This is a genomic window from Streptomyces sp. NPDC006314 (assembly GCF_040613075.1).
Taxonomy (GTDB): domain Bacteria; phylum Actinomycetota; class Actinomycetes; order Streptomycetales; family Streptomycetaceae; genus Streptomyces.
In genome coordinates, this window is the sequence record NZ_JBEXRL010000042.1 from 1 (window position 1) to 14,129 (window position 14,129).

A 14,129-nucleotide genomic window follows, 5' to 3' on the forward strand; every position below is an offset into this window, starting at 1 on the left:
CCGATGTGGTCCTCGTGGCCGTGGGTGAGTACCACGGCCACGATGTCGTCCAGCCGGTCCCGGATCGAGGTGAAGTCCGGCAGGATCACGTCCACTCCGGGCTGGGTCTCCTCGGGGAACAGCACGCCGCAGTCGACGATGAGCAGCTTGCCCGCGTGCTCGAAGACGGTCATGTTGCGGCCGATCTCGCCCAGGCCGCCCAGGGCGATGACCCGCAGCCCTCCTTCGGGAAGGGGCGGTGCGGCTTTCAGCTCAGGGTGCGGATGACTCATACCCTGACGTTACCCGGAGAGTGGGACGGGGTGATCCATTACCTGTGCGATCGAACCTGGGATTCATCGCCTGGGTCGCGGTGGGCGTCGCGTTCAGCCACACCCTTGGCGCCATCGAAACGCAGGCTCTTCCGCTGGCTCAGACCCTGGGATCCGGTACCTTCGGCGGCGGAGCGATCATCACGGTCCTCGCCGGCAGCAGCGCCCTCGCGGGCATCGCCTACACCGTCGTGACGGACCGGCTGCCCGACGGCCCCGGGTCGCAGGCGGGTGCCCTCTCGGCGGTGGTGGCCGTGGCGGCCGTCGGGGTGGGGCAGGCAGGCAGTTGGACCGCCCTGCTCACCGTCGTGATCGTCGCGGGCCTGTGCACCGCTCCGCTGAACGCGATCCGCTCCTACGCGGTCGAGAGGACCATTCCGGAACACCGACGCTCCCAGGGCTTCGGCTGGCTCTACACCACGGGAGCCTGCGGTTCGCGGCCAGCGGTCTGGAACTCACCGTGCTGCCGTTGGACGTCGCCCTCACCGCGCCCGCCGTGAGCTGCCTCCTCGCCCGGCGTGCGACCGCGTCGGTGTACGGCACGTAGGCGGCCGGGTCGGCGTGGTCGGTGACGCGCAGGCGCACCGCGTCCTCGAACGTGTGGGTCGTGCGGTGGGTGAGCCGGTCGGGGAACAGCGCCTGCGCGAACTGTTCGATCTCCCACTCCCGCCACTGGTAGCGGGTCGCCAGTCCGTTCGCGATGCTCTCGCTGGTCACGTACGCCAGGCGATAGGCGGCGGACGGCCCGCGCATGAGGAGGATCCGGGACAGGTGGAACGCGTCGTGGCGCCACTCCCCCGCCTACAGGTGTCCCGTCGGCATGTCCGGCGGTGTCCTGAGCCAGGTGGCGTCCGGGAGGCCGGACCAAGTGAAGTGCACCCACCAACCGTTGCGCACCTCGAACGGCCGGTCCTTGACGGCGCTGATGCCAGGCCGGCCGGCCTGCTCCGGGGCCGCCGCGGTCGCGGTGATCGCCCCGGTCACCTTCCGAACGGCCTCGTCACGGGCCCGCTCGTTGCGGACCGACGCGAGGACGCGCTGCCACCAGGCGTCGGTGTCACCGACCGTCTCCCGCAGCGCGGCGGGCCAGGCCGGCGGCGTCGCGCCCCGCGCCGCCAGCTCCCGGGGAGTGCTCCCGCCGGGCAGCGGACGGTCTGCGGCCGCCTGCCGCCACTCCCACTCCGCGAACCGGGCCAGGGCCTCCTCCCGCCGCCGTTCCTGTTCCCGGGTCGGCCCGCCTCGACACGCTGGGCCTCCTGTTCGGCGATCCGCCGCTCCACGGCCTCGCGCACCGGCCGGTAGGCGGCGGCCGCGGGCTCGACCGGGCCAGGAATACCGCCTCGGCCCTCCCGTGCGTCGCCTCCGCCCACCGCCGGGTCACCAGCCGCCCGCGCCGTCGCAGGACGCGCTCCTCGGCCAGCTCGAACTCCCGTACCGCCGGATTGAGTTCGTTCAGGAAGACGAGGGCGGCGGCGTTCCAGGCGGCCATCTCCCCCACAGTACCGGTCACCTGTACGCCGGTGCGCGACACCCGGGGGGAGCCGAGCATGGCCGGGACGGCGCGCTCGTCCTCTCCCGTCTCCTCGGGGAACCGGTACACGGTGGCGATACCGGCAGCGGCGATCGCGCGGTTCAGCCACGAAATTTTCAGAGCCATGGCCTGTGGATGCGCACAGGAACCGCTTCGGAGTCCGCCGGCGCCAAGAGCCCGCAGGAGGCTGCGGCGAGGACTGCCGAGCTGCGCGGCAACGGGCTGACCGGGGCGGTGACCGGCGACACCGAGGACCCCTTCTTCCGGCTTCCGCTGTGGCCGCAGGCCCGGTGTGCCGGGCGGGTGCCCGCGTCGCCTGTCGGAGGCTTCGTTCGTGCGGCTCCAGGGCTCCCTGCGTCGGCACGGCGTCGTCAACCCGGTCATCCTCAACGTCGACGGGACGCTGGTCGCGGACACCAGCGGACCAAGCGCCTGAAGGCCATCGTTCAGGACTACGAGGAGGAGGACGACGACGAAGGGCCCCGCCGCCGAGGGCGTCGGCACCGCTGGACCGGCCGGACCGTCCCCAGCCCGGGGAGGGCAGCAGACCGTCATGCCACGTGGCTCACCAGGCCCGTGCGGTAGGCGAAGGCGACGAGCTGTGCCCGGTCCCGCAGGCCGACCTTGTGGCGGATGCGGTGCAGGTGGGTCCGTACCGTGCTCACGCCGATGTACAGGTCCCCGGCGATGTCGTCGACCGAGAGGCCCTGGCCGACGAGGGCGAGCACCTGCCGCTCCCGACCGGTCAGCGACCCGGCCTCCGGTCCGGGGTCGGGGCGGGGAGAGGCACCGTTGCGGAACCAGTCGACGAGGCTGTCGACGACGTCCGGGCCGACGGCGGCCCGCCCCCGCGCCACGGCACGCGTGGTGGCGATGACCTCCGCGCTGGTGGCGTCCCGGTTCAGCAGTCCCCTGGTGCCGGCCCGCAGCAGTTCGGCCACGCCCCGGTCATCGCCCCGGCCGTGGAAGACCACCGACCCTGGCACCGTGCGCGGGGGCCGGGCCTCGTCGCCGAGGCTGCGTACGAGGCGTACGGCGGACGCCACCTCGGAGACACCGATGAGGACCACGTCGGGGCGTCGCGTCCGAGCCAGTCGGAGCGTCTCCATCCGGCTCTCGGTGGAGGCGAGCACGTCGATGTCGGGCAGCGCGTCGAGGAGCGTGTGCAACCCCTCTCTCATCAGCGGCAGTTCTTCGCAGACAAGGATTCGGCTCAGCATGGCGGCGATCTTTTCGTCAGGTGGTACTGGGTGTGGCGGAGCGGGTGCGCTCCGGGGTGAACCGGGCCCGGTGCAGCGCGGCGTACGCGCCTCCGGCGGCGAGCAGTTCGTCGTGGGTGCCCTGTTCGGCGATGGATCCGTCCGACATGACGAGGATCGTGTCGGCGTGGCGGACGGTCGACAGCCGGTGGGCGATGACGAAGCTGGTGCGGCCGGCTGCCAGGCGGCCCATGGCCTGCTGGACGAGGAGTTCGGTACGGCCGTCGACCGAGCTGGTGGCCTCGTCCATGACGAGGATCACCGGGTCGGACAGGAAGGCCCGGGCGATGGTGATCAGTTGGCGCTCGCCCGCGCTCAGCCGGCTGCCGTCCTCGTCGATCACGGTGTCGTAGCCACGGGGCAGGGTGCGGATGAAGCGGTCCGCCTGCGCGGCGCGGGCGGCCCGTTCCACGTCGGCGCGGGTGGTGCCGGGGCGCGGGGCGCCGTAGGCGATGTTCTCGGCGATGGTGCCCCCGAAGAGCCAGGTGTCCTGCAGGACCATGCCGATGGGGGACCGCAGCTCCTCCCTGGGAAGTCCGGCGATGTCGACGCCGTCAACGGTGATCCGGCCGCCGGTCGCCTCGTAGAACCGCATGAGGAGGCTCACGAGCGTGGTCTTCCCGGCTCCGGTCGGTCCGACGATCGCCACGGTGTGGCCGGGCTCGGCCGTCAGCGACAGGTCCTCGATCAGGGGCCGGTCGGCCGCGTAGCGGAAGGAGACCCCCTCGAACGCGACGCGGCCCCGGCCCGGCTGCGGCAGCGCGGCCGCCACGACGGGTTCGGGGGCCTGTTCCTCGGCGTCCAGGAACTCGAAGACCCGCTCGGCAGAGGCCACGCCGGACTGCACCACGTTGGCCATCCCCGCCAAGTTCGCCAATGGGGCGGAGAACTGGCCGGAGTACTGGATGAACGCCTGCACCTGGCCGATCGAGAGCGAACCCGAGGCCACCTGCACCGCCCCGGCGACCGCGACCAGCATGTAGTTGAGGTGGCACACCAGCATCATCAGCGGCTGCAGCACGCCGCTGATGACCTGGGCGCGCAGACCGGCCCGGTAGAGGTCGTCGTTGAGCTCGGCGAACTCCGCCACCGACCGCCGCTCCCGGCCGAAGGCCTTCACGAGCAGATGGCCGCTGTACGTCTCCTCGGCGTGCGCGGTGACCGCGCCCGTGGAGGCCCACTGGCGGACGAAGTGGGGTTGGGCCGCCGCCCCGACGCGGCCCGACGCGAAGAGCGCGAGGGGCACGGAGACCAGCGCGACCAGCGCGAGGAGGGGGGAGAGCCAGAGCATCACCGCCAGCACGCCCGCGACGGTCAGCAGGGCGTTGACGAACGTGCCGATGGCCTGCTGGATCGTCTGGCCGACGTTGTCGATGTCGTGGGTGATCCGGCTCAGCACGTCACCGCGCCGGGCCCGGTCGAAGTACGCTACCGGCAGGCGGGAGAGCTTGGCCTGGCTGTCCGCGCGCAGGCGGTGTGCCACACCGGTCGCGAGCCGTGCCGCCCACCGGCCCTGCAGGACGCGGCACAGCGCCTCCCCCGCGAAGACCAGGACGGCCGACGCCAGCAGAACGCCCACCGCTTCGCGGCCGCCGCCCGAGACGACGGAGTCCGTGGCCCTGCCCAGCAGCCAGGGGCCGGCCAGCGCCGGCACCACCGCGAACGCGCCCAGCGCCGCCACTCCGTGGAGAAGCCGCGGTTCGCGCCGCATCATCGTCAGGAGCCTGCGGACGGTCCCGCGGAGTTCCACGGACCAGTCCCCCGGCCGCCGGCCCTTGGCGAAGGCCGTGCCGGTCTCCGTCCGGCTCTCCCGTCGGCCGCGGCCGGTGCCTCGTAGTGCCATCACGCCGTCCCCGTTTCCGTCAGCTGCGAGCCCATGAGGTCCCGGTACGTCTCGCTGCTCGCCATGAGTTCTTCGTGCCGTCCCTCGCCGACGACACGTCCCCGGTCCAGCACGACGACGCGGTCCGCGCGGCGGACCGCCGAGGCCCGCTGCGAGACGATGACGACGGTCGCGTGGCGGGTCTCGTCGGCCAGGGCCCGGCACAGTGCCGCCTCGGTCGCCTGGTCCAGTGCCGAGAAGGCGTCGTCGAAGAGGTAGATGTCCGGGCGTCGCACCAGTGTCCGGGCGATGGCGAGGCGCTGGCGCTGCCCGCCGGAGACGTTGGCACCGCCCTGGGAGACCGGTGCTTCGAGCCCGCCGTCCATGCCCTCCACGAACGCGCGGGCCTGCGCGACGTCCAGGGCGTGCCACAGTTCCTCGTCGGTGGCGTCGGCCTTGCCGTACCGCAGGTTGGACGCGATGGTCCCGGAGAACAGCTGGGCCTTCTGCGGAACCAGCCCGACGGTCCGGGCGACCACCTCGGGGTCGAGTTCGCGTACGTCGACGCCCGCGACCCGTACCGTCCCGCCGGTCGGCTCGAACAGCCGGGGAACGAGCGCCAGCAGCGTCGACTTGCCGCTGCCGGTCGGGCCGGTCACCGCGATCGTCTCGCCGGGTGACACCACCAGGTCGACGCCGTGCAGCACCGGTTCCTCGGCCCCGCCGTAACGGAACCCGGCCTCGCGGATCTCCAGGTGGCCGGGCCTGGCCGGTTCCCGGGTCGGCGGCGCCGCCGTTTCCGCGCGGGGGGCGAGCACCTCACTGATCCGCCGTACGCAGACCTCGGCGCGGGGGGCGACGACGAACACGGCGACGAGGAGCAGGGAGGCGCCGAAGACCTGCGTCAGCCATGACATCAGGGCGACCAGGACCCCCACCCGGATCGTTCCGTCGGCGAGCCTGCCAGCGCCGAGCCACATCACGGCGACGACGGCAAGGTTGGCCGTCAGGGTGGTGAGCGGGAGCAGCAGCGCGGTGTGCCGTGCGAGACCGAGGGTGGTCTCGGAGAGGACCGCGTTCGATTGGCCGAAACGTTTCTGTTCCTGGGCGTCCTTGGCGAAGGCCCGGATCACCCGGATACCGCCGAGCTGCTCCCGCAGCACGCGGTTCACCGCGTCCACACCTCGTTGCAAGGCCTGCGACCGGGATCGCATCCGGCGGATGACCAGCGTCGTCAGCCCGCCGAGCACCGGGGCCACCGCCAGCACGACCAGGGAGAGCCGCGCGTCGTGGCGGACCGCCATGACCACACCGCCGATCCAGGTCGCCGGAGCCGTCACGACGTACGCGAGGGCCATCGTCAGCACGCGCTGGACCTGCTGGACGTCGTTCGTGGTCCGCGCCAGCAGGGACGGGGCCCCAAAGGCGGCGAACTCCTGGCAGGACAGCACCTGCACCCGCTCGAACACGGAAACACGCAGGTCACGGGCGGCTGCCAGGGAGATCCGGGCACCCGCGTAGACGGCCCCGACGGCTGGCGCGACCTGGAGCACGGCTAGCCCGAGCATCACCAGCGCCAGGCCGAGCACACGGCCGCTGGAACCGGCGGTCACCCCGCGGTCGATGATCCGCGCGTTGATGTCGGGCAGGAGGAGGCCGGCGGCCACGGCCGCGATCTGCAGGAGGACCAGTACGGCCAGCGCCACGGGGTACGGGCGCACGGAGCGCCACAGGAAGGCGATCACCGGCCGGATCCCGCTCGGCCGGCGCCCGGACGGCCGGCCGGCCCGGTTCGGTTCCCGGACCGCGCGGCGGCCGCGGGCCGAAGGTTCCCAGAGGTGCCCATGCTCCCCATCCGTGATCGAGAAAATCCGAAATTCGATCCAGGGCAGCGGTATCCCGGAACGGTTCCCCGGCTGCTCCCGGCGATACCGGGAAGTCTTGCCGGAACTCCCTGCCAGGGCGATGAGCTGCGGTGTCAGGACCTCGCCCGGACAGCAAGCTGCCACCGCGCACGGCGGGAACCGGTCGGCGCCCGTTCTCGTTTGACGATGGCGGGATTATTGGGTTGAACTTGATCAACTGCTGGTCTGCCGCTAGTCGGTGACGTTCTCGTCGGGCTGGACTTGGCCAACCGGGCTGCCAGGAGTGGATCACAAGGGGGATGTAAAAACGTGTTCGCGGAACTGGGCTTGGAAGGCAAAGCGGAAGCCGTCTACTGGGAGATGCTCAAGGTCCCCGGGGCCGATATCGAGCAGCTGGCGGCCCGGCTCCGCCTGGACTCCCGGGAGATCCACGACTGCCTGGACGAACTGGGCCGGCTGCTGCTGGTCCGGCCCTCCTGGGACTCCCCGGGCGAAGTGCGGGCGGTCGACCCCGAGGTCGGGCTGGCCTCCCTGCTGGCCCGTCAGGAAGCGGACCTGTTGCGGGAACAGAAGCGCATCTCCGCCAGCCGGGCCGCCCTCGAAGAAGTCGTCGCCGAGTTCCAGCACACCAAGCAGGGCCGGCAGGACCCCGACGTCGAACGCCTCACCAACATCGACAGCATCCGGTTCAAGATCGAGGCGCTCGCCGCCAAGTGCTCTTCGGAGATCATGGGGTTCAATCCGTCCGGGGCCCAGACCCCGGCGAACATGGAGGCCAGCCGCCCGCTCGACAGCAGGGTGCTCGGCCGTAACGTGCGGATGCGCACGATCTACCTCGAAAGCATCGTCAACGACCGCCCCACCATCGACTACGCACGCTGGCTGGTGGACTCCGGCGCCGAAGTCCGCACCGCCGCCGTCCTGCCTCCCCGCATGGTGATCTACGACCGCGGCACGGCCATCGTGCCGCTGGACCCGGAGACGACCCGGGCCGGTGCACTGCTGCTGCACAGCACCGGCGTGGTCAGCGCCCTGTGCGACCTGTTCGAGCAGGTCTGGAAGGCCGCGACCCCGCTCGAGGCCGCGGCCCCCGGGACCGAGCAGGAGGAGGAGCTCACGCCCCAGGAGGCGGCGATCCTCCAGCTGCTGGCCGACGGGCACACCGATGACACCATTGCCCGCAAGCTGGGCGTGTCGGTGCGCACCAGCCGCCGGATCACCGCAAAGCTGACGGCTCAGCTCGGCGCCAGGAGCCGTTTCCAGGCCGGCGTACTGGCCACCGCGCGCGGCTGGGTCCGGTAGCGGCAGCCGCTCCGCGGCCGGTCAGGAGGGGAAGGCCCGCTCCCATTCGGCCGCGGCGGCGGTGGACGCCTCCTCCCACGGAGGGGTGTGGGGCAGGGTCGTGGCGAGCCGGGCGAGAACGTCCCGGTGCTGCCAGACCTTCTCGAAGGCGTCCGCGTAGTGGGCGAGCAGCGGGCCGGCGTCCGGATGCAGGTGGGCCTTCTGGATGGCGAAGGAGTCCTCGATCACCCGGAAGACCGCCGGGAACGCCTCGGGTCCGCCGGGCTGCGGCCTGGTACCGGCCAGCTTCCAGGGCCAGGCGTCGAACCCGCTGTCGACACGGAACATGTGCTGGGCGGGCAGCGGCAGGGACTGGTAGGGGGCGGCCGGCACCCCCTCCGCGCGCAGCGCCCGCTGCACAACTGCCCGCAGCGGCCCGGCGTACCGGTCCTCCAGACCGAACGCGGCGGGGATCACCCGGAAGCGCAGGATGTGCCAGGCGTGGGTGCGGTCCGCTCCGTGGTGCGGGGCGAGGAATCCGGGCAGGTTGGCGACCCGGTCCAGGAAGGGCCGGATGTTCTGCTCGCGCCGCAGGCCGTCGGCGGGGAACCGGTGCAGCTGGCTCCGGGTGAACGCGGCCTGGATCGCGTTGGGCTTGTTGTTCCAGCCCAGCACGTGGGAGATGTAGGTGCGCGGGGTGTCCGCGCCCGACAACTCGCCGAACTGGCGCAGCGCCGCGATCTTCCTGGCCAGGCCCTCGTCGTCGGTGGTGACCAGGCCGCCCTCCCCGCAGGTGGCCAGGTTTTTGCTCACGTTGAGGCTGAAGGCCCCGACGGTGGCGAGCCCGCCCGCCGGCCGGCCCCGGTAGCGGGCGCCGTGCGCCTGTGCCGCGTCCTCCACGACGGCGAGGCCGTGCTTGCGCGCGATGGCGTTGATCTCGTCCATGTCGGCGGGCAGGCCGTGCAGGTGGACGACGACGACGGCGCGGGTACGGGGTGTGATGGCGGCTTCCACCGCTGCCGGTGTCATGTTGAAGGTGTCCGGGTCGACGTCGACGAACACGGGGACCGCCAGTAGGTGCATGGGCGCCGCGGCGGTGCCCACGAAGCTGAGCGCCGGGACGATCACCTCGTCCCCGGGTTCGATGCCGGCGGCCGCCAGCGCCAGGCTCAGGGCGGCGGTCCCGTTGGAGACCGCCACGCAGTGCCGGGTGCCGGTCTCGGCGGCCCACTCCCGTTCCAGGGCCGGTATCTCCTCCTCGCCGTGGGCGGCGAGGGTGAACCGGCCGGAGGCGAGGACGCGGCCCACCGCCTGCTCGTCCTCCTGGGTCACCACCGGCCACTTCGCGATGCGGGCGGTGCGCGGGACGGTCCGGGAGCCGCCGATCATGGCCAGCTTGCCGCCCGCCGCGCCGGAGGACTTCATCACGGAAGTGGTCGAGGTGGTCGTGGGTGTGGCGGTCGTGGACGTGGGGGTCGTGGACGTGGGGGTCGTGGGCACTGTTCGGTCGCCTTCTGGATGGTTCCGCGGTGTGCGGGGACACGTGTACACGGGGGTCAGACGGACGCGCGGGTCCGTGCCGGGCCGGGCACGTCTCGCCGGCACGGCTCCGGGGTGCCGACGAGCACGGCGATGTTCCCGGAGGGGTGTCTGTTCTCGTACATCAGCTGGTGCACGTCGGCGATCCCGGAGAAGGGAACGGCGAGCGACATACAGGGGTCCAGCCCGCCCTGGGCGGCGAGTTCGGCCACGGCCCGGAACTGGGCGCTGTTCGCGCCGTGGGACCCCTGAAACCGCTTCTGCCGCATCCACAGGAAGCGCAGGTCCACGTCGCCCCGGTAGCCGCTGGTGCCACCGCACGTGACGACCATGCCGGCGTTGTCGCAGAGGTAGACGGAGGTGGGGATGGTGTCCTCACCGGGGTGCTCCAGGACGATCCGCGGTGACCGGCGCTCCCCCAGCACCTCCCAGAAGGCCCGGCCGAACGCGCGCATGCCGTTCAGCCACTCCGCGTACGCGACGGGATCGTCCTCGGAGGGGATCCGGCCCCAGTGGCCGAAGTCCTTCCTGTTGATCACGCCGCGGGCGCCGAGGCGGAGACAGTGCTCGGCCTTGTCCTCGTCGGACACCACCGCCACCGGGACGCCGCCGAACTGGCGGACGATCTGGATGGCCATGGAGCCGAGTCCGCCGGCCCCGCCCCAGATGAGGACGGGGTCGCCCGGTTCCACGGTGTGCGGCGCCCAGCCCCGCAGCTGGCGGTAGACGGTGGCCGCGGTGAGCATGAAGCAGCCGGCCTCCTCCCAGGTCAGCCGTGCGGGCTTGGGGTGGCACTGGTACTCGTCCAGCAGGGTGAACTGGGCGAAGGATCCGTAGTTGGACTCGTAGCCCATCGCGAGTGCGCTGGTCGAGGTCATCGGATCGGCGCCGAGGCGGATGTCCGCGGCGGTCTCGTCCCAGACGACGGGCGCGATGACGACCTGGTCGCCCACCTTGACCTGCTTGACTCCCTCGCCCACCGCCCAGACGATGCCGGAGCCGTCGGACCCGCCGATGTGGAAGTCCTCCGGGTGGCCGGCCTTGCGGCGGGCCGCGACGACGTCCACGGGGCTGCCGAGCGACGCCCACACGTTGTTGTAGTTCACTCCCGCGGCCATCACCAGGACGAGCACCTTGCCCGGTGCGACCGCGGGCACGGGAACGACCTCAGTCGCGATCGCCCGCGCGGGCTCCCCGTAGCGCTCGGGCCTGATCAGCGCCGCGTGCATGTGGCTCGGCACTTCGCCCAGGGGCGGCAGCTCACCGATGTCGTAGAGGTCCTTCATCGTTCCGTGCCTTCCGACGCCACCGGCGTCCGGTCGAGGGTTTCGAGGATCTTGGCGAGGGGGCCGGCGAGGTCGGAGACGGGACCGGGGTCCATCATCCGGGCGTGGGAACAGGCGACGTGCAGGACGTCGACCGGGCCCGCGCGGTACGGGTCCCAGAGCGCGACCAGATCGTCGGGGGACGTGTCCTCGTGCTCGGCCAGGACGAGGGTCATCGGTCCTTCGTGGCGGCGGGGGCGGAAGCCCTGCCGAAGGCCGACGTTGTTACGGGTGATCTCCACGAGCGCCTCCAGGTGGTCGCCGAGCAGCCGGCCGAAGGTGCTGTCGGTGTCGCGCAGGACGTCCCGCGCTCCGCCGCCGTCGGGCACCGTGCCGTCGTCCGGGTCGATGCCGATCACCTCGAACAGGCTGCGCACGACGTCCTGCCGGTCCGGCAGTGCTCCGTCCTCCTCGTCCGCCGGGAACGAGTCGAGCACCGCGAGCAGTTCGGTCTCCTGCCCCTGCTCCGCGAGCTGCACCGCCATCTCCTGGACCACGAGTCCGCCGAACGACCAGCCGAGCAGCCGGTACGGGCCCTCGGGCTGGATCTCGCGGACCGCCCGCAGATACGCGGCGGCCATCTCCTCGACCGATCCGGGCAGCCCGTCCGCGATCAGGCCGGAGGCCTGGAGCCCGTACACCGGCTGGTCCTTGGGCAGGTGCTGGAGGAACTCGGCGTACCGCCAGGCCAGCCCGCCGGCCGCGTGCACGCAGAACAGCGGGGTCCGGCTGCCGGTCTCTCGCAGCGGGAGCACGGTGCGGAACGCGAAGTCCTGGGCCACGGCTCCCTCGCCCAGCGCTCCGGCGAGCGCGGCGGGGCTCGAAGCCGCGTACAGGGTGCGCAGCGGCAGGTCGACGCCGAAGGCCGTGCGCACGTGGCCGGCCAGTCGCGCCGCCAGCAGGGAGTGCCCACCGAGCTCGAAGAAGTTGTCGTGGACGCCCACCTCTTCCACACCCAGCACGTCCGCGAACACCTGGCAGAGCGTCTTCTCCTGGGCGGTGCGCGGGGCGGTGCGTACCGCCTCCGCCCACACGGGGGCGGGCAGCGCCTCACGGTCGAGCTTGCCGTTGGTGGTGAGCGGGAGCGCGTCCAGCACCACGCAGGCGGACGGCACCATGTACTCGGGCAGGCTCTGCCGCAGGTGGGAGCGGAGTGCCGCGGCGAGCGCCGCGTCCGCTTCACCGCGGTCCCCGTCCGGGGTGCCGGGACCGTCGGCCCGGGTCACGTAGGCGACGAGCCGCTTGTCCCCGGGACGGTCCTCCCGGACCACGACGGCGTGGTGCCCGACCGCGGCGTGGGAGGCGAGCGCGGCCTCGATCTCGGCCGGCTCGATGCGGAAGCCGCGCAGCTTGACCTGGGCGTCCGACCGGGCCACGAACTCCAGCGTGCCGTCCGCCCGCCAGCGCACCAGGTCCCCGGTCCGGTACAGGCGGGAGCCCGCGGGCCCGAACGGGTCGGCCACGAACCGCTCCGCGGTCAGGTCCGGCCGGTTCGCGTAGCCGCGGCCGACCTGCTCGCCTCCGATGTACAGCTCGCCGGTCACGCCGATCGCGACCGGGCGCAGGGCGGTGTCCAGGACGTAGGTGCGCATGTTGGGGATCGGGCCGCCGATGGGCACGTTGTCGGGGACGGCGTCCGTGCCCCGCATCCGGTGGTGCGTGGTGAACACGGTGGCCTCGGTCGGCCCGTATCCGTCGACCACGACCAGGCCGGGACAGGCGTCGAGGACCTTGCGAACGGCCTCGGCCGGGACCACGTCACCGCCCGTGCAGACCTCCCGCATTCCGGCGAAGGCGCGCGGGTGCTCGTCCGCCATGATCCTGAACAGTCCGGCGGTCAGCCACATGCGGGTGATGCCGTGGTCCGTGAGCAGGCGGGCGATGTCCCGGACACCGAGCCGGCCGGGCGGCGCCTCGACCACCTGGTGCCCGCGCAGCAGCGCCACCCACAGCTCCCAGGTGGAGGCGTCCCAGGCGTGCGGTGAGTGGAACAGCATGCGGTCGCCTCGGCCGGCGTCGGGCTCGTACGGGTCCGCTTCGACAAGACGCAGCACGTTGCGGTGCGTCAGGGCAGCGCCCTTGGGCACACCTGTGGAACCCGAGGTGTACATGATGTACGCCAGCTGGTCGGGATGGACCGCGGCGTCGGGCGCGGTCACGGGCTGCGCGTCGAGGTCGAGCGCTGCGAACTCCAGCTGCCGCACGCCCGGCGCGAGGTCCGCGTGCCAGCCGATGTCCTCCACGAGCGGGGCGGTCAGGAGCAGCTCGGCACCGCTCTCCGCGAGGACGGCGGACAGCCGGGCGACCGGCGAGCGGGCATCGAGCAGCAGGTACGGCGCGCCCGCCTTCACGACGGCGAGCATCGACACCAGCAGCTCGGCGGAGCGGTCCATGAGGATCGCCACGGGACGCTCGGCCGCCGACCCGGCGTCGGCTCCCCTGAGCCCCAGCAGCAGATGGGCCAGGCGGTTCGCCCGCTCCTCGATCTCCCCGAAGGTCAGGTCCCCGCGTACGGAGAGGTAGGCCGGCTCGTCCGCCCGTCGTGCGGCGATCTCGGCGAAGCGCTGGGGGATGGTGACGTCCGCGCCGCGTGCGCGGTCCCGGCGGGTGTTCCAGGTCTCGGTGAGGGTCAGCTGTTCTTCGGGGGTGAGGGGGGTGGTGTGGGTGAGGGGCTGTTCGGGGTGGTGGGCGATGGTGGTGAGCAGGTGGAGCAGGTGGTCGGTGATGCGGTGCGCGGTGGCCTCGTCGTAGGCGTTCGGGTTGTAGATGAGGCGTAGGCGGAGGGTGTCGTCGGTGGGATTGTGCGCGGCGACGAGGTTCAGCGGATAGTGCGCACCGTCGTTCCCGTCGCCTCCCTTCACCTCGAGCCCGCCGCTGCGTACCGGCGCGAGGGTGTCCGGCTGGGTGGGGTAGTTCTCGAAGACGAGTGTGGTGTCGAAGAGTTGGGGGTGGGGGGTTTGGTTGGTGATGGTGGTGAGGCTGGTGTGGTGGTGGTCGAGGAGGGTGGCTTGTTGGTTTTGGAGGCGGTGCATGAGGGTGAGGAGGGTGTCGTTGGGGTGTGTGGTGGCGCGGGTGGGGATGGTGTTGATGAAGAGGCCGATCATGTTTTCGATGCCGGGGATTTCGGGGGGTCGGCCGGAGACGGTGGTGCCGAAGACGATGTCGTTGTTGTTGGTGTAGTGGGTGAGGAGGAGGG

General features: G+C 72.0%; 10 protein-coding genes. 2 read left to right on the top strand and 8 right to left on the bottom strand.

Features of this window, described 5'->3' with window-relative positions:
- Positions 1-272, bottom strand: a 272-nt coding sequence (locus ABZ079_RS36065) for an MBL fold metallo-hydrolase (protein ID WP_356943663.1), incomplete at its 3' end; no start/stop codon positions are given.
- A 44-nt stretch (positions 273-316) separates the two neighbouring features.
- Here ABZ079_RS36065 and ABZ079_RS36070 point away from each other — a divergent pair.
- A complete protein-coding gene (locus tag ABZ079_RS36070; RefSeq protein WP_356943664.1) occupies positions 317-811 on the top strand; it encodes a hypothetical protein in 495 nt (164 codons plus the stop codon).
- A 301-nt stretch (positions 812-1,112) separates the two neighbouring features.
- Here ABZ079_RS36070 and ABZ079_RS36075 read toward each other — a convergent pair whose 3' ends face one another.
- The 4 genes from ABZ079_RS36075 to ABZ079_RS36090 form a co-directional block, all read right to left on the bottom strand.
- Entirely contained in the window at positions 1,113-1,295 is a 183-nt protein-coding gene (locus ABZ079_RS36075; RefSeq protein ID WP_356943665.1) for a hypothetical protein, read from the bottom strand.
- Positions 1,296-2,393: 1,098 nt separating this feature from the next.
- The gene (locus ABZ079_RS36080; RefSeq protein ID WP_356943666.1) at positions 2,394-3,062 is read right to left on the bottom strand and encodes a response regulator transcription factor; all 669 of its coding nucleotides are present in this window, start codon (positions 3,060-3,062) and stop codon (positions 2,394-2,396) included.
- Between the two features lie 16 nt (positions 3,063-3,078).
- Positions 3,079-4,815 (bottom strand): ABC transporter ATP-binding protein, encoded by a 1,737-nt coding sequence (locus ABZ079_RS36085; RefSeq protein WP_356943672.1) that lies wholly within the window; start codon positions 4,813-4,815, stop codon positions 3,079-3,081.
- A gap of 128 nt (positions 4,816-4,943) precedes the next feature.
- Entirely contained in the window at positions 4,944-6,668 is a 1,725-nt protein-coding gene (locus tag ABZ079_RS36090) for an ABC transporter ATP-binding protein (protein ID WP_356943667.1), read from the bottom strand.
- Between the two features lie 447 nt (positions 6,669-7,115).
- Here ABZ079_RS36090 and ABZ079_RS36095 point away from each other — a divergent pair, with 447 nt between their 5' ends.
- Positions 7,116-8,090, top strand: coding sequence for a helix-turn-helix transcriptional regulator (locus tag ABZ079_RS36095; RefSeq protein WP_356943668.1), 975 nt, complete (start codon positions 7,116-7,118; stop codon positions 8,088-8,090).
- Positions 8,091-8,111: 21 nt separating this feature from the next.
- Here the strand turns inward: ABZ079_RS36095 and ABZ079_RS36100 are convergent, their stop codons facing one another.
- The 3 genes from ABZ079_RS36100 to ABZ079_RS36110 form a co-directional block, all read right to left on the bottom strand.
- Positions 8,112-9,569 carry a DegT/DnrJ/EryC1/StrS family aminotransferase gene (locus ABZ079_RS36100; protein WP_356943669.1) on the bottom strand — a complete coding sequence of 486 codons (1,458 nt, stop codon included), beginning with the start codon at positions 9,567-9,569 and terminating at the stop codon, positions 8,112-8,114.
- A 56-nt stretch (positions 9,570-9,625) separates the two neighbouring features.
- Positions 9,626-10,894: a crotonyl-CoA carboxylase/reductase gene (gene ccrA / locus ABZ079_RS36105; RefSeq protein ID WP_356943670.1), complete on the bottom strand. Its 1,269-nt coding sequence runs from the start codon at positions 10,892-10,894 to the stop codon at positions 9,626-9,628.
- On the bottom strand, positions 10,891-14,129 hold a 3,239-nt coding region (locus ABZ079_RS36110; protein WP_356943671.1), incomplete at its 5' end, for an amino acid adenylation domain-containing protein. The genes ABZ079_RS36110 and ccrA, both read right to left, overlap by 4 nt.